Source organism: Pseudolabrys sp. Root1462, assembly GCF_001426945.1.
In the GTDB taxonomy this organism is placed as follows: Bacteria; Pseudomonadota; Alphaproteobacteria; order Rhizobiales; family Xanthobacteraceae; genus Pseudolabrys.
In genome coordinates this window covers 3,346,822-3,366,559 of record NZ_LMFS01000001.1, presented here as the reverse complement: position 1 = coordinate 3,366,559, position 19,738 = coordinate 3,346,822, and the positions used below count along the sequence as shown (strand labels likewise).

Below are 19,738 nucleotides of genomic sequence, written 5' to 3'. Positions count from 1 at the left end.
GCGAGCGCCAAGCCCGCCGCCAAAAAGCCCAACGGCAATGGCGCCTATCCCAAGCCATCGTCGAAGCCGTTCGGCATGGACGGCAAGGCGCTGCAGGGCGTGCGCATTCTCGACTTCACGCACGTGCAGTCGGGTCCGACCTGCACGCAGTTGCTGGCCTGGTTCGGCGCCGACGTCATCAAGGTCGAGCGCCCCGGCGTTGGCGACATCACCCGCGGTCAGTTGGTCGATGTGAAGGGGGCCGACTCGCTCTACTTCACCATGCTCAACCACAACAAGCGCTCGATCACGATCGACTCCAAGCACCCGCAGGGCAAGCGCGTGCTCGATGAGCTGATCAAGAAGTGCGACGTGCTGGTCGAGAACTTCGCGCCCGGCGCGCTCGACCGCATGGGCCTGACCTGGGAGCACATCCACAAGCTCAACCCGCGCATGATCGTCGCTTCGGTCAAGGGCTTCGGCCCGGGCCCCTACGAGGACTGCAAGGTCTATGAGAACGTGGCGCAGTGCACCGGCGGCTCGGCCTCGACCACCGGCTTCCGCGATGGGCCGCCGCTCGTGACCGGCGCGCAAATCGGCGACAGCGGCACCGGCCTGCACCTCGCGCTTGGCATCGTTACCGCGCTCTATCAGCGCACCCGCACCGGCCGCGGCCAAAAGGTGCTCTGCGCCATGCAGGACGGCGTATTGAACCTTGCCCGCGTCAAGCTGCGCGACCAGCAGCGCCTCAAGCACGGTCCGCTCACCGAATATTCCCAGTACGGCGAGGGCATTCCGTTCGGCGACGCGACGCCGCGCGCCGGCAACGACTCGGGCGGCGGCCAGCCCGGCCGCATCCTGAAGTGCAAGGGCGCGCCGGAAGACCCGAACGCCTACATCTACTTCATCACGCAGGCGCCGGTCTGGGGCGAGATCTGCGACGTCATCGGCGAGCCGGGCTGGAAGACCGATCCGGAATTCGCCACGCCGAAGGCGCGGCTGCCGAAGCTCAACCAGATCTTCGCGCGCATCGAAGAGTGGACCATGACCAAGACCAAGTTCGAGGCCATGGAAATCCTCAACAAGTTCGACATTCCGTGCGGTCCGATCCTGTCGATGAAGGAACTGGCCGAGGATCAGTCGCTGCGCAAGACCGGCACGGTGGTCGAGGTCGATCACCCCACCCGCGGCAAGTATCTGAGCGTCGGCAATCCGATCAAGCTGTCGGACTCGATTTCTGAAGTGAAGCGTTCGCCCCTGCTCGGCGAGCACACCGACGAGATCCTCTCCGACGTGCTCGGCTTCAAGGCGGCCGAGATTGCCGACATCAAGAACTCCGGCGCTCTCAGCGCGCCGGAGAAGAAGGAAAAGGCGGCGTAAGAAGCTGTCGCTCCGCGAAGGCGAGGGGCCCATAACCACCGGTCGGTGGATAGGGGCTCCGGCCCTCGCTGCGCTCGGCCGGAACGACAGAAGTATGATTTGGGAGACTCACACATGCGTATCGTAGTCCACGGCCAGCAGGCCTTCGGCAAGGCGGTGCTCGAAGCGCTGTTGAAGCGCGGCGACAACGTCATCGCCGTTTATGTCGCGCCGGAAAAAGAGGGCGCCAAGGCCGATCCGCTGAAGGAAGCGGCGCTGGCCGCCGGGCTGCCGGTGCATCAGCCGGCGTCCTACAAGGATCCCAAGGTGTGGGAGGAGTTCAAGGCGCTGAAGCCGGATCTGCAGGTCATGGCCTTCGTCACTTTGTTTGTGCCGGAAGAATTCCTCAACATCCCGACCCACGGCTCGATCCAGTATCACCCGTCGCTGCTGCCGGCCTATCGCGGCGCCTCGGCGATCAACTGGCCGATCATCAAGGGCGAGAAGGAAACCGGGCTGTCGATCTTCTGGCCGGACAATGGCCTCGATACCGGCGACATTCTTATCCAGAAGAAGACACCGATCTCCGATACCGACACGCTCGGCACCGTCTATTTCGACCGCCTGTTTCCGATGGGTGTCGATGCCATGCTCGAGGGCGTCGATCTGGTGAAGGCTGGCAAGGCGCCGAAGATCAAGCAGGACGAATCCAAGGCGACCTATGAAGGCCTGTGCCGCGCCGAGAACGCCAAGATCGACTGGGGCAAGCCGTGGGAGCAGATCGACCGCTTGATCCGCGGTTGCAACCCGGCGCCGGGTGCCTGGACGACGCTGAACGGGGCCACCGTGAAGGTATTCGACGCCAAGCCGCTGCCGGCGCGTGATCCGAAGGGCATCGCGGGCAAGCTCGGCGAGATCGTCGTCAGCGACGACAACAGCATCACCGTGGTTTGCGCGGACGGCCGCTTCAACATCACCCGCGTGCAGCCTGATGGCGGCAAGAAGATGAGCGCGGGCGAGTGGGCGAAGTCCGTCAGCCTCGCGCCGAAGACGAGATTCACCTGATTGACTGACAAAGAATAACTCGCCGGTTCACCGTATTAGTTGGAAACGCACCATGCCCGCCTCGCAGCATCAGTCCCCGAAATCCGACATCGAAATCTCCCAGTCCGCCAAGAAGCGGCTGATCCTTGACGTTGCCAAGGACAAGCTCGGCGTGGCCGCAGAAAACCTCGAGCCGTATGGCCACTACAAGGCCAAAGTGTCGATGGAATACGTCAAGTCGCTGCAGTCGAAACCGAACGGCAAGCTGATCCTTGTCACCGCGATCTCGCCGACGCCGGCAGGCGAGGGCAAGACCACGACCACCGTCGGTCTCACCGACGCGCTCAACCATATCGGCAAGAAGGCGATGTGCGCGCTGCGCGAGCCCTCGCTCGGGCCGTCCTTCGGCATGAAGGGCGGCGCCGCCGGCGGCGGCTATGCGCAGGTGATCCCGATGGAGGATATCAACCTCCATTTCACCGGCGACTTCCACGCCATCACTTCCGCGCACAATCTGCTCTCGGCGCTGATCGACAACCACATTTACTGGGGCAATGCGCTCGGCATCGACTCGCGCCGGGTCGTGTGGCGCCGCGTCATGGACATGAACGATCGCGCGTTGCGCGAGATCGTCTGCTCGCTCGGCGGCGTCGCCAACGGTTATCCGCGCGAAGCGGGCTTCGACATCACCGTGGCCTCGGAAGTCATGGCGATCTTCTGCCTCGCCAAGAACCTCGAGGATCTCAAGGAGCGCCTCGGCAACATCATCGTCGCCTATACGCGCGAGCGTAAGCCGATCCGCGCCCGCGATCTCAATGCTCACGGCGCGATGACCGCGCTGCTCAAGGAAGCGATCGCGCCGAACCTGGTGCAGACGCTCGAAGGCACGCCGGCCTTCATCCACGGCGGTCCCTTCGCCAACATCGCCCACGGCTGCAACTCGGTCGTCGCCACCACCACGGCGCTCAAGCTCGCCGACTATGTGGTGACCGAGGCCGGCTTCGGCGCCGATCTTGGCGCCGAGAAGTTCATCGACATCAAGTGCCGCAAGGCCGGCCTCAAGCCGGACTGCGTGGTGCTCGTCGCCACCATCCGCGCATTGAAAATGCACGGCGGCGTGAAGAAAGAGGACCTCAAGAAGGAAGATCTCAAGGCGCTCGAGGCCGGCATGGCCAACCTGCAGCGTCACATCGAGAACGTGAAGAAGTTCGGCCTGCCGGCGGTGGTGTCGATCAACCGTTTCTCGGCCGATACCGATGCTGAAGTCGCCTTGGTCAAGGAGAAATGCAAGGCGCTCGGCGTCGAGGCGCTGATGGCCGATCACTGGGCGATGGGCGGCGAAGGCGCGGCAGACGTCGCCAAGGCCGTCGTCAAGATCTGCGACGAAGGCAAGGCGAACCTCAAGTTCCTTTATCAGGACGACATGCCGTTGTTCGAGAAGGTGCGGACCATCGCCAAGGAGCTGTACCGCGCCGACGACGCGACCGCCGACAAGTCGGTCAAGGATCAGCTCAAGACCTGGGAGGAAATGGGCTTCGGCAAGCTGCCGGTGTGCATCGCCAAGACTCAGTACTCGTTCTCGACCAACCCCGATGCCAAGGGCGCGCCGACCGGCTTCTCGATCCCGGTGCGCGAGGTGCGTCTCTCCGCCGGCGCCGAGTTCGTCGTCGCGATCTGCGGTGAGATCATGACCATGCCCGGCCTGCCGAAGACTCCGTCGGCTGATGCGATCGACGTCAAGGACGGCAAGATCGTCGGGCTGTTCTGATCCGAGGCTATTGTGCGAAGACTTGCGGCCGCCGGGTCAAACCGGCGGCCGTTTTGTTGTCGGCTCATGAGCCCTTCAGCGCGGCGATGATCTCGTCGCTCTTGCGCACCCGGGACACCCGCGGCAGCACCTTCTCGATGGCGAAGGCATGCAGACCGTCGCCCATGCTGGTCGAGGCATCCTCGGCGACGACGACGTTGTAGTTGAGGTGCCAGCCGTCGCGCGCGGTCTGCTCACCGCCGAAATTGGTGGCGACGCCACCGACGATGATGGTGTCGATGCCACGGCGGCGCAGTTGCAGATCAAGCTCGGTGCCGTGGAAGGCGCTCCAGGTGCGTTTGGTGATCGGCAGATGGGACAGATGGGCGACCTCGCCGACGATTTCCGACCAATCCGGCGGCAGGCCGCCGGGCGGCACGGCGAGCGGTTGATCGGTCAGGCCGCGTGGTGCCGCTGAAAGGTCAGCGCCGAACTCGACGTTGACCAGGACCACAAGGCCGCCGGCATCGACGACGGCGCGGCCGAGCCGGGCCGCGGTTGAGACGACCTGATCGGCCGAATAGGGTGACAGCGGCCGGGCGAGGATGCCCTTCTGCAGGTCGATGAGAATGAGCGCGGTGGTTTTCGCCTTGAGTTCAAGCATGACGGAGCCTTCGGTTTGGAGCGCGGCCGGCCCGGCGTTATATGAGGGACGGCTCATGTATCTGGAAATATGAGGATGCCCTCACAAAAGTCAAGCGCCGTCGAACCGCGCGCCCCGCAGCGCGAGCGCGGCCGCGCCCGGGTCGCCGCGCTGCTGGCGGCCGCGACTGCGGTTTTCGCCGAGAAGGGCTATGACGCGGCCACGATGACGGAGATCGCCGCCCGCGCTGGCGCGTCCATCGGCTCGCTGTATCAGTTCTTCTCGACCAAGGAATTGCTGGCCGAGGCCCTGCATGCCGCCAATGCGGATGCGCTGACGGCGCTGCTCGAGGCCTTGGCGCCGCGGCTCGCCGGCAAGCCGCCCGAGGCGCTGGCCGAGGTCCTGTTCGGCGAGTTTTCCGGCTTCCTGGCCGAACATCCGGCCTTCGTCGCGCTGGCCGACCGCCGCAGCATCGATCCCAAGCGCAAGAAGGCGACGCGGCAGAAACTGCGCGGCGAGATCGTCAAGCTCCTGACGGCGACGAAGCCGCCGGTGGCGCGGCCGCAGGCCCAGGCGCTGGCGATCGTCATCCTGCATCTGCTGCGCGTCGCCGTGGCGATCGAGGGCGAGGCGGATCTCGAAGGCCGCGGCGCCGTGCTCGACGAGATCCGTCTGATGCTCAAGCACCACCTGGCCGGACGCTGACGCGCGCCGCATGCCGGATCACACATTTTTGCGGGTGCCGGCGCTTGCGCCGCCCGGGGCGGAATGATCGACTGCGCGCGGTTTGAACCGGGACATCCCAGGGAGACGATTGATGCTGAAGTTCTATTATTCCGGCGCGCCAAATCCGATGAAGGTCGCGCTTTTTCTTGAAGAGGCCGGCGTGCCCTACGAGGCGATCCCGGTCGATACCCGCAAGGGCGACCAGCACAAGCCGGAATACACCGCCATCAATCCGAATGCGAAGGTGCCCGCGATCGTCGATGGCGACGTCACCGTATTCGATTCGAATGCGATCCTGCTCTATCTCGGCGAGAAGACCGGCAAGTTCATGCCGCCGGCCGGCGACAAGCTGCGCGGCGAACTTTTGTCGTGGCTGATGTTCATCGCCTCGGGCGTCGGTCCCTATTCGGGCCAGGCGGTGCACTTCCGTAACTACGCGCCTGATAAAATCGAATACGCCATCAACCGCTACATGTACGAGGCGCAGCGTCACTACGGCATCGTCGATGCGCGGCTGGCCAAGCAGAAATACATGATTGGCGACACCTACACCGTCGTCGATATGGCGCTTTGGGGCTGGGCGCGTCTTATCCCGATGGCACTGGGCGAAACCTACTGGGCCAAACTCCCGAACCTGAAGCGGCTGATCGACGAAATCAACGCGCGGCCGGCCGCAGCGCGCGCGCTGGCCATCAAGGACAAGCATACGTTCAAGACTGAGTTCGACGACGAGGCCAAGCGCGCGATGTTCCGGCACATGCACGAAAAGGTCGCCTGACAGCCTCTTCGCGAAAGATCGCGGCCGGGACTTAGACATTGGTCTGGGTCCCGGCCGTCGCTTTTTAGGGGCTCGGTAACGCCGGAGACGCTAAAGGGTGCGGGCCGGGGGCAGATTACCTGCCATCTTCTCACCTTGTTGGCCGCTCATGCGTGCCGTAACGTCGATCAAAACGAGATATTCACGATGGACCTGACCCGGATACCGACCGGCCCGAACCCGCCGCACGATGTTTACGCCATCATCGAGGTGCCGATGGGCGGCGTGCCGGTCAAATACGAATTCGACAAGACCTCGGGCGCGCTCCTCGTCGACCGCTTCCTGCACACCGCGATGTTCTATCCGGGCAACTACGGCTTCATCCCGCATACGTTGTCGGGTGACGGCGACCCCTGCGACGTCATGGTTGTCACGCAGGTGCCGGTGGTGCCGGGCGCGGTCATCCGCTGCCGTCCGGTCGGCGCGCTGCTGATGGAAGATGAAGCCGGCAACGACGAGAAAATACTTGCGGTGCCGGTCGACAAACTTCATCCCTTCTACAAGGGCGTCACCAGCTACCGCGATCTCCCCGACGTGATGATCGAACAGATCGCCCACTTCTTCCAGCACTACAAGGACCTGGAAAAGGGCAAGTGGGTGTCGATCGTGCGCTGGCTCGACGCGCGCGAGGCCGAGACGCTCATCCTCGAAGGCATGAAGCGCGCCAAGGCCAAGGACGGCAAGGACAAGTCTGGCAAGGACAAGGCGAAAGCCAAGGCGGCGAAGAAGTCCGGGAAGAGGTGACCCTTGTCATTCGGGCGCTTCGCGACAGCCTGAAATGACCAGCGGCTATCTTCCGCCGGCCAGCCCGGGATATTGCGCACCTTTCAGCAGCGTCGCCAAATGCGCGGTGTTGGACGCCAGCATCCTCGTCCACTCCGCGACGGCTTTTGGCGGCTCCTTGAGGTCTTTGTAATCGGTCGAGCCGAGGGCTTCGCCGACCCAGTAGGTCGGTCCGCCCGATGGCACGGTGAAGCCGACTTCGAGAAGCGCCGATAAAATTTCCGCGGCGCTGTGGTGTGCGCCATCTTCGTTGCCGACAATGGCGCAGATCGCCACCTTGCCGTAGGACGGCATGCGGCCGCGACCGTCCTTCTCGTCGAGGAATGCGTCCATGCGCTCGAGCACCCGCTTGGCGATGCTCGACGGCTGGCCGAGCCAGATCGGTGAGCCGATGATCAGGATGTCGGCGGCCAGCACACGCTTGCGCAACGACGGCCAGTCGTCACCGTCACCTTCATCGGAGGTGACCCCGGGCTTGATGTTGTAGTCGGCGGCGCGGATGACATCGCCATTGACGTCATACGACGCCAGCGCATCGAGCAGTTGCCGCAGCAGCACGTCGGTCGATGAACTCTCTTTGTTGCTGCTGGCCTTGAGGGAGCAGTTAAAGGCCAATGCCTTGAGTGTCGGGGTCATACTCAACCTTCATTGGCACGTGGAAAGACGCGATGGACCTTGCCCGGCGCCGGCGCATCGGGTGCGGTGGGGGGCGACGGCGTATCCCTCGGCTTGCGCCGGCCCATCGTCCAGTTGAACGACATTCGCACGTCCGGATTGGGCACGGACCAGCAGGCGCCGTCCTTGTCCATGAACACGACCCAGATCAGGTCGGCTTCCGGACCGTAATCGATGACGAAATGAGCCAGCCCCGAGCCTTTCGGCGTCTCGAGGGGCAGCGGCGGATGGAGCTGGGTGATCATGGTAGCCCGGCCTTGGAGGAAGTTGTGCCTGATAACGGAACAGCGGGCCGGTCAGTTCCGTCGGTCCCGGCGCCGCCCGGACCGAAAAATATGGGCGCCGCCTCCGTTGCCGAAGGCGGCGCCCAGCCGTGTGTCAGATGACGACCGTTACTGGAACAGCTTCATCGCATTGATGAGCGTCTGGATGACGCCCCACGCCAACGGAATCCCGACAAAGGCCCAGGCCAGTACCAGCTTGAGGCCGATCGAGGTTTCTTGTGCTTGCTGCATTGCTTTCTTCCTTCCTTAGGCGCCGGCCGGTTCGCTGACGGCGGCAACTTCCGCCTGGGCGCGTTCAGCCTCGTGGTCGGGCTTCATGTGGAAGCGGTGGTGCACGGCCTCGATCATGAAGTTGCAGATGAAGCCCACCACCAGAAGTCCGGCCATGATGTACATGGTCATGTTGTAGGCCTGCGCGTTCGGCACGCCATGCGCGATCTGATATTCGCGGATGTAGTTCACCAGCACCGGCCCGAAGATGCCCGCCGCCGACCAGGCGGTGAGCAATAGCCCGTGAATGGCGCCGACATAGCGGGTGCCGAACATGTCCTTGAGATAGGCCGGCACGGTGGCAAAGCCGCCGCCATACATCGAGATGATGATCAGGAAGCAGATGACGAACAGCGCGACGCTGCCGATCGATCCGGTGTAGGGCACCGCACAGTAGAGGAAGAAGCCCAGCACCATGAAGACGAAGTAGGTGTTGCGGCGACCGATATAGTCCGATGTCGAGGCCCAGAAGAAACGGCCGCCCATGTTGAACAGGCTCATCAGACCGACGAAGCCGGCGGCGGCGACGGGCGTGATGTGGCCGGGGAACATCTCCTGGCTCATGGCCGAAGCCTGGCCGAGCACGCCGATGCCGGCGGTCACGTTCAGGCAAAGCACCGCCCAGATCAGCCAGAACTGCGGCGTCTTCAGCGCGTCGTAAACGAAGACGTCGTTCTTGGTGATGAGCTTCTGCGCTACGACAGGCGGCGTATAACCTTCCGGTTTCCACCCTGGCGCAGGCACGCGAACGATGATCGAGCCGACGATCATGAAGAAGAAGTAGACGACGCCTAGTACGATGAAGGTTTCGGCCACGCCGATGTGGGTTGCGGTCGAGAATTTGGCCATCAGCCAAACCGACAACGGCGAGGCGATGAAGGCGCCACCGCCGAAGCCCATGATGGCCATGCCGGTCGCCATGCCCGGCCGATCGGGGAACCATTTGATCAGCGTCGAGACCGGCGAAATGTAGCCGATGCCCAGAGCAATGCCGCCGAGAACACCGTAGCCGAGATAGACCAGCCACAGGTTATGCATATAGACGCCGATCGCCGAGATGAAGAAGCCGCCGGCCCAGCACAGTGCGGCAGTGAACATGGCCTTGCGTGGGCCGCCTTCCTCGACCCAGCGACCGAACACCGCTGACGAGACACCGAGGAAGAAGATGGCAATCGAGAATATCCAGCCGAGCTGCGTGAGCTTCCAGTCATCAGGCGCCGATTGCGTGATGCCCAGCAATTTGCTCATCGGCAGATTGAACACGCTGAAGGCGTAAGCCTGGCCGATACAAAGATGCACGCACAGCGCGGCAGGAGGCACTAACCACCGGCTGAAGCCGGGCCCTGCGACTGTGTGACTGCGGTCGAGAAAGCTCATTGTGCGATTCTCCCCATTTGCGATGCGATTGCTTTTTGTTTTGTGACAGATCGCGGACAAGCCTCGTCGCCCCCACGCCTGCTTTTTAAACAGTGCGGAGCGCGCACACTTGAATCAAATTCAGAATTTCGATCATGCAATAGGAGAATTACATGCCGCATACGCGAAGAAGATGCGGCGCGTGCTTCGGATTCTCTCGGATCGGCTTTGTAAAAATTGTCCAGACGGACGAAGCCGGTCAATATATCGTAATACGACTAAAGGCGTAACGCGTTGTTGAAGGGTTTGATTTCAGTTCACAATGACGGCGCGATCCGGCGGGCCTCGGCGACGAGCGCCGCGGTCGTCGGTGTCATCGGTTCGCGTTGCGGCACGACCAGACCGATGGTTTGCACTGCGTCAGGTTGAAGGATTGGGATGGCTCGGATCGGCTCGCTGAGCCCAAGAGTCTGTGCAATTTTTTCCGGCATGACGCTTGCCCAGCGTCCGGTGCGGACATGGCTGAACAAGAGGATCATCGAATCGGACTCAAGGGTTGGCCGTGATTCGCCGCCGGCGCTCTTCAGGAGACGATTGATGATGCGCCGGTTCTGCATGTCCGGGGTGAGCAGACATAAGGGCACCTGGCTGACCTCGGCCCAGGTAACGCTGTCGCGATCGCCCAGCGGCGCGTCGGCCGATGTCACGAGGCGGTAGTGCTCCTGGTAGAGGGGCACGATGCTGACACGGCCGATCGGTTCGTTGCCGATATAGGTGATGCCGGCGTCGATCTCGAGGTTCTCGAGCAGATCGAGGATTTCCAGTGAGGTGCGAGAATAGACGGTGAACTGAACGTTCGGGTGGCGATCGCGATAGGGGGTCGTGATCGCGGCAACCATGGCGAGCGCGGTCGGAATCGCGGCGATGCGCAACCGGCCGGACAGACCGTGGCGCAGTGCGCTGATGTCCTCGCGCATGGCGCGGCTGTCGCCGACAATGCGGCGAGCCCACTCGAGCACGCGTTCGCCCTCGGGGGTAAAGCCCTGGAAGCGCGAGCCGCGTTTGACCAGAAGAACACCCATTTGTTCTTCGAGGTGTTTGACGCCGGCGGAAAGGGTCGGCTGGGTCACGCCGCAGGCCTCGGCCGCTCGGCCGAAGTGCTTTTCGCGCGCCAGCGCCAGAAGGAATTCCAGCTTGTCGATCACGCTGATAGCCTCGTTAATTCAGTAACTTAAAAGAATAACGCCACTGTTGGGTGGTGTAAATAATTCTTTCAAAGATCGTAGAATTAATAGTCTTTGTCTATCAAAGAACTAGCAGGACGCACAAAAAAAGCCCTGCCGAGGCAGGGCTTTTCAGCGAATAGCGTGAGCCGTATCAGCCCATCCGGCGCGAGCGCGCCAGGATGCTCTCATAGGATGGCGCCGGCGGGCGCTTCGGTTGTTTCGGCAGCTCCGGCTGCTTCTGCTCCTGCTGCTGCGGCTGAGCTCCCGGCGCGAAAACCGCCGCCAGGCGTTCGTTGAACACCTTGTCCTGTTCTTTCTTGGCGATGTTGAGTTTATCGAGTGCGGCGTCGATATCGCCGTTCTTGATCGGAATGCGGATCACGTCGAAGTCTCCCACGTCTCTCCTAAGGGAGGCATCTTGCTTGGCAGGCCCTAACAATCGGCGGAAACGGCGCTTACAAGTTGAGTAACCGCGTTAACCGTGGCTGGTCCCGTGTCAGTGCAACGTGATGCCGGGATCTTCGACCAGGCGAAGCCGCATGGCATCGATCAGCGCCCGCCGTCTGTCTTCAGCGGTGCGGAGTTGCGCCTCGAACTCCTCGCGTGTGGTCTTGTTCGAGCCGAGCATCACGAAGCCGCCGAGCAGGGCGGCCAGTGCGCCGAAGAGTCCGGTCGGCGAAAAGGGCAGGATGGTCGCGACAGTCAAAACCAGCCAAAGAGCGCCGCCGGCAACGGCGATTTTGGCGACCAAGGCAACCTTGTCACAACGCGCCAGAGATTGATGGAGTTCTTCGATCCGCTCTTCCAGCCGAGCGATTTCGGAGTGGGCGAATTCGTCGTTCATGCACGGGCCCGGCCGAAGTCGCCGTCATCTCACCGGCTGAAAATCAATCCGGCGTCTTGTCGCGGAAATAAGGCTCGACGGTGCCGGTGAGCTTGATGGTCAGCGGATTGCCGTAACGGTCGAGCGCCTTGCCGGCCGCCACGCGGACCCAGCCTTCACTCACGCAGTATTCCTCGACGTTGGTCTTCTCGGCACCCTTGAAGCGGATGCCGACGTCACGCGCGAGAACCTCTGCGTTGAAATAGGGGCTGCGCGGGTCGGTCGATAGCCGGTCGGGCGGCGTGTCGGCAGCGGTGGCGTTCGGGGTCTTTTGTTGATCGGACATGGCGCGCTTCTCTCACAGAGATACGGCTTTTTGCAAGCCGACTCGGCTTGCCCCAGCTCGGCTTTTGCCGCGAAGCCGCCCTTTTTGACGACCTACATGGCGGTTCGGTTAAGATCGAACGGGATGGCCCGCCAAACCGTGCGGGATATGATCGATGCGCACGAAGGCTCTTGGATTAGTCATTGGGACACTGGCGTTGATCGGTGGCACACCGGCGCTGGCCAAGCCGGCTTATGTGCCGTCGACAGTCAACCTGCGGGCCGGCCCCGGCACCGACAAGGAAATCCTGGGCAAAATCCCGAGCGGCAGCCTGATCGATGTCGGCGAATGCACCAATGGCTGGTGCGCCGTTGGCTGGCAGGACAAGAACGGCTTCGCCATCGAGAGTGCGATCGACTTCTCCGGCCGCGTGCCGCCGCGGCGCACCGTGCGCCGGCGGTACTACGTCGAGGAACCGCCCGTCTATTACGTGCCGCCGCCACCGCCCTACTATGTGCCGTATTACCGGCGGCACTATTTCGGTCCCTATTGGGGCTGGCGGCGCCACTGGTAACGCAAACGGCGCAAAAGACGTTATTTCTTCTTGGCTGGTGACGCCGGTGTCCCGCGCATGTTCGACCACGGGTCGATCGAGATCTCGTTCGCGGTCTTGTCGGTATTCTTCAAGGCGTTGCGATACTGCGCATCGACGGATTCCGCGATCTTCGCGTTCGCCTTTTCCTCGTCGGACATCGCGCTGAACGGCTTGCGCCCGTTTTGCGCGAAAGCCGGCTGCGCCAGCAATCCAGCCAGAACCAAGGCTGAAACCAATAGCCTGATCACGATGTGTCTCCTCCGGCGTTCCCCGAAAAACGTCGCCTTGCGCGGCCTTGTGCTCGCAATTTGCGATGAGTTTAAGGCAAGTTACCACGCCGGCGGCAGCGCCTCAATCGTCTGAAATCCTTGATTAAATAGCGGCTCCGCGGTGCTCAGGTGAGGCTGCGGACCAGCGCCATTCCGGCAAACAGAGCGGCGATCGAGACGATGACCGAGACCAGGACATAGAAAGCGGCCATGGCGACCTCGCCGCGCTCGTACAGGACGGCGACGTCGAGCGAGAAGGTAGAGAAGGTGGTGAAGCCGCCGAGGATCCCGGTGGTCAGGAACAGCCGCCAATGCTGGGACATATCGACTTTAAAGGCGAAGTAGGCTGTCAGCAGGCCCATGACCAGCGAGCCGACCACGTTCACCGTCAGCGTCCCGTACGGGAACGATGTTCCGAACAGCCGCGCGGCGGCGATGTTGACCCCATGGCGCAGCGCCGCGCCGATACCGCCGCCAATGAAAACGATCGCATAAAGCATGTAAGTCACCTGTTCAGGTTCAGGCGCAAAAAACCGCCTGAAACGGTTGGATTCCTGCCATCCGCGGGACCGTTGCGGTCACGCGTTTTGCATCCGGCAGGAGTCATCAGCCATTCCGGCGGTTATCGGGGGACCCCATCCCCATCGTGCGGAAAGTATGGCCCGCGCGGGAAGCGGTCAACTCTGGCCGCCGGCCACGCGAGTTCGCTCAAATCTCAATTGACAGGTGCGCCGCTACCGAATTATAGAGTGAACGTTCATTCTCATTATCGTCGCCTTCGGCGGCCGCACGCTTTCGCCGATGTTCGCTCCGTCAGGAGCCGTATCCGGACAGGAAAGCCATCCGGACGACCAGACCGGCTGGAAAAAGTCATGCGACACCCAAACCTGCAGCGGCAGTCCGATCGTCGCGCCGAGATTCTGGATGCGGCCGAACGTTGCTTCGCACGCGCCGGCTTCCACCGCGCCTCGATGCAAGACATCTGTACCGAAGCCGGGATGAGCCCGGGCAATCTCTATCGCTACTTCCCGTCGAAGGAGGCGCTGATTGCCGGTATCTGCGAACGCAACCGGGCCGATGCGGTCGACAGCTTCAATCATGTTCAAGAGGCGCCGGACTTCTTCGAGGCGCTCGCGGGTCTCGCCCGCTATCACCTCGTCGATCGGACCGACGATGAGGTCAGCATCTGCGCGGAGATCATGGCGGAGAGCCGCCGCCATCCGGATATCCGCCAGTTGTATCAGACCATCGAAAACGACATTCGTGAGCGTATGGCGGCGCTGCTTCAGCGCGCGGCGGAGCGGAACGAGATCCGTGCCGACCTCGATCCGCAGGCCGTCGCCGGCCTGCTGATGGCGATCGGCGACGGCATGTCTTGGCGTCGGTCGGTCGATCCGAAGTTCAGCGCCGAAGAGTCGCTGCCGCTCATTCTCAACATGGTGCATGGTCTGTTGGCTGCTCCGAAGAAGGACGCCGGCAGTGACGGGGCGAAATCATGATGAAGGCAAGCCGCATAACTGCCGTCGGTGTTGTTATCGCCGCCGTGCTCTGGATCGCGTCGGGACACCTTCTGCCGCACGACAGCGCAGAGGGCGAAGCCGCCGTCCGTCCCGGCGAGGCCAAGCAGCAGCCGGCGTTTCGCGTCTCGGTGATGCCGGCTCTGGCGGCGCAGCACTCGCCGACGCTGACTCTGTCCGGACGCACCGAAGCCGATCACAAGGTGACGATCACCGCGCGCACCGGCGGTACGCTGACCGAACTGCGCGTGAAGCGCGGCCAGCACGTCGAGAAAGACGACATCGTCGCCGTGCTGTCCGACGATGCGCGCAAGGCGCAATTGGCGCAGGCCGAGGCGCTGGTCGAACAACGCCGGGCCGAGCTCGACGCCAAGCGTACACTGATCCAGAGCGGCGCGCTGCCCAAGCTCGATATGGTCAACCTCGAGTCGCAATATAAGGCGGCCGAAGCTTCGCTCAGCGCTGCGAAAGCCGAGCTTGAGCGCAGCGTCGTGCGCGCGCCTTGGGCTGGCGTCATCACCGACGTGCCTGCGGAAGTCGGCGGCGCCGCGTTCTCGATGGCTGGCAAGGAAATCGCCACGCTGGTGGCGCTCGATCCGATGCTCGCGGTGGTCGAGGTGTCAGAGCGCAAGCTCGCCGGCGTCAAGGTCGGCGAAACGGCCGCGGTCAAGCTGATTACCGGCCAGACCGTGCAAGGTCGGGTGCGCTACGTCTCGAAGTCGGCGAGCGCGACGACGCGCACCTATCGCGTCGAAGTCGAGATGAGCAATGCCGACGGCAAGATTCCCGACGGCATCACGGCCGAAGTAGTGGTCTCGCTGCAGGCGGTGCAGGCGGCCCGCGTGCCGCGGTCGGCGCTGACGATCTCCTCGGCGGGCGATATCGGCGTGCGCGTAGCCGACGCGCAGTCCAAGGTGCAGTTCGTGCCGGTGAAGATCGTCGAGGATCTGCAGGACACGATGTGGCTGTCGGGCCTGCAAGATGGCGCGCGCGTCATCGTGCGCGGCCAGGATTTCGTGCGCGATGGGCAGGTCGTCGAAGCGGTCGACGAGCCGAACGCGACGGCAGCGAAGTAAGTGGTGCTGGGGCGGAGCCGTTGACTCCGCTCGTCCCCGCCGAAGGCGGGGACCCAGTCTTTGAAACAGTGGACGGAACATGCCGCTTTCTGGACCCCCCGCTTGCGTGGGGGTGAGCGGGAGATGACAAGGCGACTGTCAAAATGAGCGGCTTCATCAACTACGCCATCTCGCATGCGCGGCTGACGCTGGCCACACTGGCCTTCCTGCTGGTCGCGGGCCTGATCGCCTATGTCACGATCCCGAAGGAGGCCGAGCCCGACGTCAAGGTGCCGATCATCTATGTGCAACTGACCCAGCGTGGCATCAGCCCCGAGGACGCCGAGCGCCTGCTCATCCGCCCGGTCGAGACCCAGCTCAAGTCGGTGTCGAACGTGAAGGAAATGCGCGCCACCGGCTATGAGGGCGGCGGTTACGTGCTGCTCGAGTTCGAGGCGGGCTTCAATTCAGACGCCGCGCTGGCCGATGTCCGCGCCAAGGTCGATCAGGCCAAGCACGACTTGCCCAAGGACGCGGATGAGCCTTCGGTGCAGGAGGTCAACCTGTCGCTTTACCCGGTGCTGGTGGTGACGCTGGCCGGCAACGTGCCGGAGCGCACCATGCTGCACATTGCGCGCGAGGCCAAGAACCAGATCGAGCAGCAGCCCGGCGTGCTCAAGGCCGAACTGCGCGGCGCCCGCGACGAAGCCGTCGAGGTCGTCGCCGAGCCGATGCTGATGAAGAGCTACGGCATTTCGCTCGACCAGCTCATCCAGGTGACGCAGCAGTCCAACAGCCTGATCGCCGCCGGCGCGCTGGAGAGCGCGACCGGCCGCTTCGCGGTCAAGGTACCCGGTCTGATCGAGCGGCCGCAGGACATGCTCAATATCCCAATCGCGTCGACCGCGGGCGCGTCGGTGTCGCTCGGCGACGTCGCCACCGTGCGGCCGACCTTCAAGGACGCGACCTCGATCACGCGGGTCAACGGCCGTCCGGCGATGACCATCGAAGTGTCGAAGCGAACCGGGGCCAACCTGATCGAAACCGTCGATGCGGTGAAGAAACAGGTCGAGCGCATGAAGCAGACCTGGCCGCAGGGCGTCGAGGTCGGCTATACGCAGGACAAGTCCAAGCTGATCCGCCAGATGCTGGCGGATCTGCAGAACTCGGTCGCCACCGGCGTGTTGCTGGTCGCCGTCATCATCCTGTTCGCGCTCGGCTTCCGCGCCTCGCTGTTCATCGGCATCGCCATTCCCGCGTCCTTCCTCGCCGGCGTGCTCGGCCTGCAACTGGCCGGGCTCACGGTCAACATCGTGGTGCTGTTCTCGCTCATTCTCGCGGTCGGCATGCTGGTCGACGATGCCATCATCGTCTCCGAATTCGCCGAACGTCGCATGGCCGAAGGCGTGCCGGCGCGGGAAGCCTACAAACAGGCCGCCTCGCGCATGGCCGGCCCCGTGATCGCGGCGACGGCGACACGCGTCGCCGCCTTCTCGCCGCTGCTGTTCTGGCCCGGCATCGTCGGCCAGTTCATGAAGTACATGCCGATTACGCTGATCGCGACCTTGTCGGCATCGCTCGCGGTGGCTTTGTTCTTCACGCCGACCTTGGGCGCGCTGCTCGGCCGCGCCGCGCCGGTGCCGCACGACGAACGCGCCTCGGACCGCGGCTTCTACATGCGGACAGTGCGGTTCGCGCTGCATCGCCCGGGGCTGATCCTGAGCCTTGCCGTCGGTCTTCTCGTGGCGGTGATCTTCACCTATGGCAAGCTCGGCAACGGCGTCGAGTTCTTTCCCAGTGTGGAGCCGGATTACGGGCAGGTGATCGTCCATGCTCGCGGCAACCTGTCGCTTGACGAGAAGGACGGCATCCTTCGCCAGGTCGAAAAGGTCGTGCTGGCGACCGATGGTCTCAAGACGGTCTACACCCGCGTCGGTGAACAGCCGCAGGGCTCGAACGAACTCACCGAAGATACGATCGGCGTCATCCAGTACGAGTTCGCCGACTGGCAGAAGCGTCTGCCCGCGCACAAGATCATGGATCAAATCCGCGATCAGACGCGGAGCATTCCGGGGGTTCTGGTCGAGGTGACGGCGCCGCGCGCCGGGCCGCCGACCGGCAAGCCGATCCAGGTGCAACTGGCGGCGCTCGATCCGGACAAGCTGCCCGCGGCGGCCAAGAAGGTCGCGGCCGCGCTTTCGACCATGCCCGAAGTCCGCGATCTCGACGACGGCCTGCCGTTGCCCGGCATCGATTGGAAGATCAAGGTCGACAAGACCGAAGCCGCCAAATATGGCGCCGGCCTCGGCTCGGTCGGCAACGCCGTGCAGCTCGTCACCAACGGCGTCAAGGTCACCGAATATCGCCCGTCCGACAACGACAAGGCGGTGGACATCATCGTCCGCTTCCCGGAAGACCGCCGCAGCCTCGACACGATCGACGAACTGCGCGTGCAGACGCAGGCCGGCTACGTGCCGATCGGCAACTTCGTGCAGCGCGAGCCGGCGCAGCGCGTCGGCTATATCAACCGCGTCAATGCAAGCCGCGTAATGACGGTGTCGTCGAACATCGCCGACGGCGTACAGAACGCGGTGGTGCAGAAGGAGATTACCGAGCAGCTCGCCAAGATGGATCTGGGCAGCGGCGTCACCTTCAAGCTCAAGGGCGAGGACGAGGAGCGCGACAAGGCCGGCGCCTTCCTCGGCAAGGCTTTCGGCACCGCGCTGTTCCTGATCTTCGCGATCCTGTTGGCGCAGTTCAACCGCTTCATCTCGGTCGGCCTGGTGCTGTCGGCCGTGCTGCTGTCGACCATCGGCGTGCTGCTCGGCCTGATGATCATGGGCCAGCCCTTCGGGGTGGTGATGACGGGCATCGGCATCATCGCCAATGCCGGTGTCATCGTGAACAACAACATCGTGCTGATCGACACCTATGACCGGCTGCGACGCGAAGGGCAGGGCGCCTACGAGGCGATCCTCGAGACCTGCCGCGAGCGCGCGCGCCCGGTGGTGTTGACCGCGGTGACCGCCATTCTCGGCGTGCTGCCGATTGCCTTCGGCATCAATCTCGACTTCCTCCAGCGCGAGGTGACGCATGGCGCGCCGGCGACGCAGTGGTGGATCAGCCTGTCGACCGCGATCGTGTTCGGCCTTGGCTTTGCCACTGTGCTGACGCTGATCGTGACCCCGGCGGCGCTGATGGGCATCGCCAATCTCGCCGATTGGCGCGACCGCTGGCGCGATCGCCGCGCCGCGCGGCGGCTGGCCAGGCAGGGCATGCCGGCGGAGTAACGCCAGACGGTCCCAGGAGGCGGCGCGCTTTTGCGCGCCGTCGCCTAATTTCTCACCGCAGTTATACGATGCGCTGAGCCGCTGCTTGTTTTATCGGCAGGGCACTGTGGCTTGTTAAGCCGATGGTATTCGTAATGAATCACCGGGATTGACCAATCGGCGGGCAATCCAATGCGATTGTGTACCGGCTGGCACGCCAATTGCTGAGATCGGACCAAGGCGTCGTTTTCCCCGAAGGAGGGAAAGCCCTTGGTCATTCAGATTGCCGCAGAACCCGCGCCGATCGCGATCGATCTCCATCGCACCGCGCTCATCATCATCGACATGCAGCGCGATTTTCTGGAGCCCGGTGGCTTCGGCGAGACGCTCGGGAATGACGTTTCGCTGCTCAAGGCCGCGGTGGCGCCGTGCCAGGCGGTGCTCGCCGCCGCGCGCCGAGCCGGCATGCTCATCATTCATACGCGTGAGGGTCACAGCCCCGACATGCACGATGCGCCGCCGGCCAAGGTCGAGCGTGGCGCGCCGTCGAAGCGTATCGGCGATCCCGGCCCGATGGGTCGCATTCTCATCCAGGGCGAGCCCGGCCACGACATCATCGACGAACTCTATCCCGTCGCCGGCGAGCCGGTGGTCGACAAGCCCGGCAAGGGCGCGTTCTACGCCACCAATCTCGGCCTGATCCTCGCCAATCGCGGCATCGAGAACCTGCTGGTGGCTGGCGTCACGACCGAAGTCTGCGTCAACACCACGGTGCGCGAGGCCAACGACCGCGGTTACCGCTGCATCGTGCTGGCGGACTGCTGCGCGTCCTACTTTCCCGAATTCCACGAAGCCGGCCTCGCCATGATCAAGGCTCAAGGCGGCATTTTCGGTTGGGTGACGGGTTCACGGCAATTGCTCGCCGCGATGGCGAATGAGGGGCGGACGTTACGAGCGATCTGACAGGGGATGGTAG

The 19,738-nt window shown here is 63.4% G+C and carries 22 protein-coding genes and 1 riboswitch; of the genes, 11 read left to right on the top strand and 11 right to left on the bottom strand.

Annotated features, from left to right (window positions below; all coding sequences use genetic code 11):
- Positions 1-75 precede the first annotated feature (75 nt).
- From frc to ASD45_RS16260, 3 genes are all read left to right on the top strand, one after another.
- Positions 76-1,359 (top strand): formyl-CoA transferase, encoded by a 1,284-nt coding sequence (gene frc, locus ASD45_RS16270; RefSeq protein WP_056912828.1) that lies wholly within the window; start codon positions 76-78, stop codon positions 1,357-1,359.
- A 114-nt stretch (positions 1,360-1,473) separates the two neighbouring features.
- Positions 1,474-2,403: a methionyl-tRNA formyltransferase gene (locus ASD45_RS16265; protein ID WP_056912440.1), complete on the top strand. Its 930-nt coding sequence runs from the start codon at positions 1,474-1,476 to the stop codon at positions 2,401-2,403.
- Between the two features lie 52 nt (positions 2,404-2,455).
- Positions 2,456-4,150 carry a formate--tetrahydrofolate ligase gene (locus ASD45_RS16260; RefSeq protein WP_056912439.1) on the top strand — a complete coding sequence of 565 codons (1,695 nt, stop codon included), beginning with the start codon at positions 2,456-2,458 and terminating at the stop codon, positions 4,148-4,150.
- A 64-nt stretch (positions 4,151-4,214) separates the two neighbouring features.
- On the opposite strand, the gene ASD45_RS16255 is transcribed toward ASD45_RS16260, so the two are convergent.
- Complete coding sequence (locus tag ASD45_RS16255) at positions 4,215-4,793, bottom strand: isochorismatase family protein (protein ID WP_056912827.1); 579 nt, start codon at positions 4,791-4,793, stop codon at positions 4,215-4,217.
- A 75-nt stretch (positions 4,794-4,868) separates the two neighbouring features.
- On the opposite strand from ASD45_RS16255, the gene ASD45_RS16250 reads away from it, so the two are divergent.
- The 3 genes from ASD45_RS16250 to ppa all read left to right on the top strand — a co-directional run bounded on the left by ASD45_RS16250 (position 4,869) and on the right by ppa (position 7,059).
- Positions 4,869-5,477 carry a TetR/AcrR family transcriptional regulator gene (locus ASD45_RS16250; RefSeq protein ID WP_056912438.1) on the top strand — a complete coding sequence of 203 codons (609 nt, stop codon included), beginning with the start codon at positions 4,869-4,871 and terminating at the stop codon, positions 5,475-5,477.
- A gap of 112 nt (positions 5,478-5,589) precedes the next feature.
- On the top strand, positions 5,590-6,276 hold the full coding sequence (locus tag ASD45_RS16245; RefSeq protein ID WP_056912437.1) for a glutathione S-transferase N-terminal domain-containing protein: 687 nt from the start codon (positions 5,590-5,592) through the stop codon (positions 6,274-6,276).
- Positions 6,277-6,462: 186 nt separating this feature from the next.
- Complete coding sequence (gene ppa, locus ASD45_RS16240; protein ID WP_056912436.1) at positions 6,463-7,059, top strand: inorganic diphosphatase; 597 nt, start codon at positions 6,463-6,465, stop codon at positions 7,057-7,059.
- Positions 7,060-7,104: 45 nt separating this feature from the next.
- Here ppa and ASD45_RS16235 read toward each other — a convergent pair whose 3' ends face one another.
- The 8 genes from ASD45_RS16235 to ASD45_RS16205 all read right to left on the bottom strand — a co-directional run bounded on the left by ASD45_RS16235 (position 7,105) and on the right by ASD45_RS16205 (position 12,078).
- A complete protein-coding gene (locus ASD45_RS16235) occupies positions 7,105-7,734 on the bottom strand; it encodes a flavodoxin family protein (protein ID WP_056912435.1) in 630 nt (209 codons plus the stop codon).
- 2 nt (positions 7,735-7,736) lie between these two features.
- Positions 7,737-8,018, bottom strand: coding sequence for a hypothetical protein (locus tag ASD45_RS16230; protein ID WP_056912434.1), 282 nt, complete (start codon positions 8,016-8,018; stop codon positions 7,737-7,739).
- A 147-nt stretch (positions 8,019-8,165) separates the two neighbouring features.
- Positions 8,166-8,288 carry a hypothetical protein gene (locus tag ASD45_RS24190; RefSeq protein WP_280136406.1) on the bottom strand — a complete coding sequence of 41 codons (123 nt, stop codon included), beginning with the start codon at positions 8,286-8,288 and terminating at the stop codon, positions 8,166-8,168.
- Positions 8,289-8,303: 15 nt separating this feature from the next.
- Positions 8,304-9,704 carry an OFA family MFS transporter gene (locus tag ASD45_RS16225; protein ID WP_056912433.1) on the bottom strand — a complete coding sequence of 467 codons (1,401 nt, stop codon included), beginning with the start codon at positions 9,702-9,704 and terminating at the stop codon, positions 8,304-8,306.
- A 296-nt stretch (positions 9,705-10,000) separates the two neighbouring features.
- Entirely contained in the window at positions 10,001-10,888 is an 888-nt protein-coding gene (locus tag ASD45_RS16220) for a LysR family transcriptional regulator (protein WP_056912432.1), read from the bottom strand.
- A gap of 172 nt (positions 10,889-11,060) precedes the next feature.
- Positions 11,061-11,306 carry a hypothetical protein gene (locus ASD45_RS16215; protein WP_056912431.1) on the bottom strand — a complete coding sequence of 82 codons (246 nt, stop codon included), beginning with the start codon at positions 11,304-11,306 and terminating at the stop codon, positions 11,061-11,063.
- Between the two features lie 99 nt (positions 11,307-11,405).
- A complete protein-coding gene (locus ASD45_RS16210; protein WP_056912430.1) occupies positions 11,406-11,753 on the bottom strand; it encodes a hypothetical protein in 348 nt (115 codons plus the stop codon).
- Between the two features lie 43 nt (positions 11,754-11,796).
- Positions 11,797-12,078, bottom strand: coding sequence for a DUF3297 family protein (locus tag ASD45_RS16205; protein WP_056912429.1), 282 nt, complete (start codon positions 12,076-12,078; stop codon positions 11,797-11,799).
- A 154-nt stretch (positions 12,079-12,232) separates the two neighbouring features.
- Between ASD45_RS16205 and ASD45_RS16200 the strand changes: the two genes are divergently transcribed.
- A complete protein-coding gene (locus tag ASD45_RS16200; RefSeq protein WP_082540884.1) occupies positions 12,233-12,631 on the top strand; it encodes an SH3 domain-containing protein in 399 nt (132 codons plus the stop codon).
- Positions 12,632-12,651: 20 nt separating this feature from the next.
- Here ASD45_RS16200 and ASD45_RS16195 read toward each other — a convergent pair whose 3' ends face one another.
- Both ASD45_RS16195 and crcB read right to left on the bottom strand, forming a co-directional pair.
- Complete coding sequence (locus tag ASD45_RS16195; protein WP_156380893.1) at positions 12,652-12,900, bottom strand: hypothetical protein; 249 nt, start codon at positions 12,898-12,900, stop codon at positions 12,652-12,654.
- 146 nt (positions 12,901-13,046) lie between these two features.
- Entirely contained in the window at positions 13,047-13,421 is a 375-nt protein-coding gene (gene crcB / locus ASD45_RS16190) for a fluoride efflux transporter CrcB (RefSeq protein ID WP_056912426.1), read from the bottom strand.
- Positions 13,422-13,511: 90 nt separating this feature from the next.
- Positions 13,512-13,573: riboswitch (Fluoride riboswitch) on the bottom strand.
- Between the two features lie 220 nt (positions 13,574-13,793).
- Between crcB and ASD45_RS23590 the strand changes: the two genes are divergently transcribed.
- From ASD45_RS23590 to ASD45_RS16170, 4 genes are all read left to right on the top strand, one after another.
- Entirely contained in the window at positions 13,794-14,420 is a 627-nt protein-coding gene (locus ASD45_RS23590) for a TetR/AcrR family transcriptional regulator (protein ID WP_056912425.1), read from the top strand.
- A complete protein-coding gene (locus tag ASD45_RS16180; RefSeq protein ID WP_082540882.1) occupies positions 14,417-15,514 on the top strand; it encodes an efflux RND transporter periplasmic adaptor subunit in 1,098 nt (365 codons plus the stop codon). Before ASD45_RS23590 ends, ASD45_RS16180 begins: the two co-directional genes overlap by 4 nt.
- A gap of 143 nt (positions 15,515-15,657) precedes the next feature.
- On the top strand, positions 15,658-18,783 hold the full coding sequence (locus ASD45_RS16175; protein ID WP_056912423.1) for an efflux RND transporter permease subunit: 3,126 nt from the start codon (positions 15,658-15,660) through the stop codon (positions 18,781-18,783).
- A 249-nt stretch (positions 18,784-19,032) separates the two neighbouring features.
- Entirely contained in the window at positions 19,033-19,725 is a 693-nt protein-coding gene (locus ASD45_RS16170; RefSeq protein ID WP_056912422.1) for an isochorismatase family cysteine hydrolase, read from the top strand.
- Positions 19,726-19,738 lie beyond the last annotated feature (13 nt).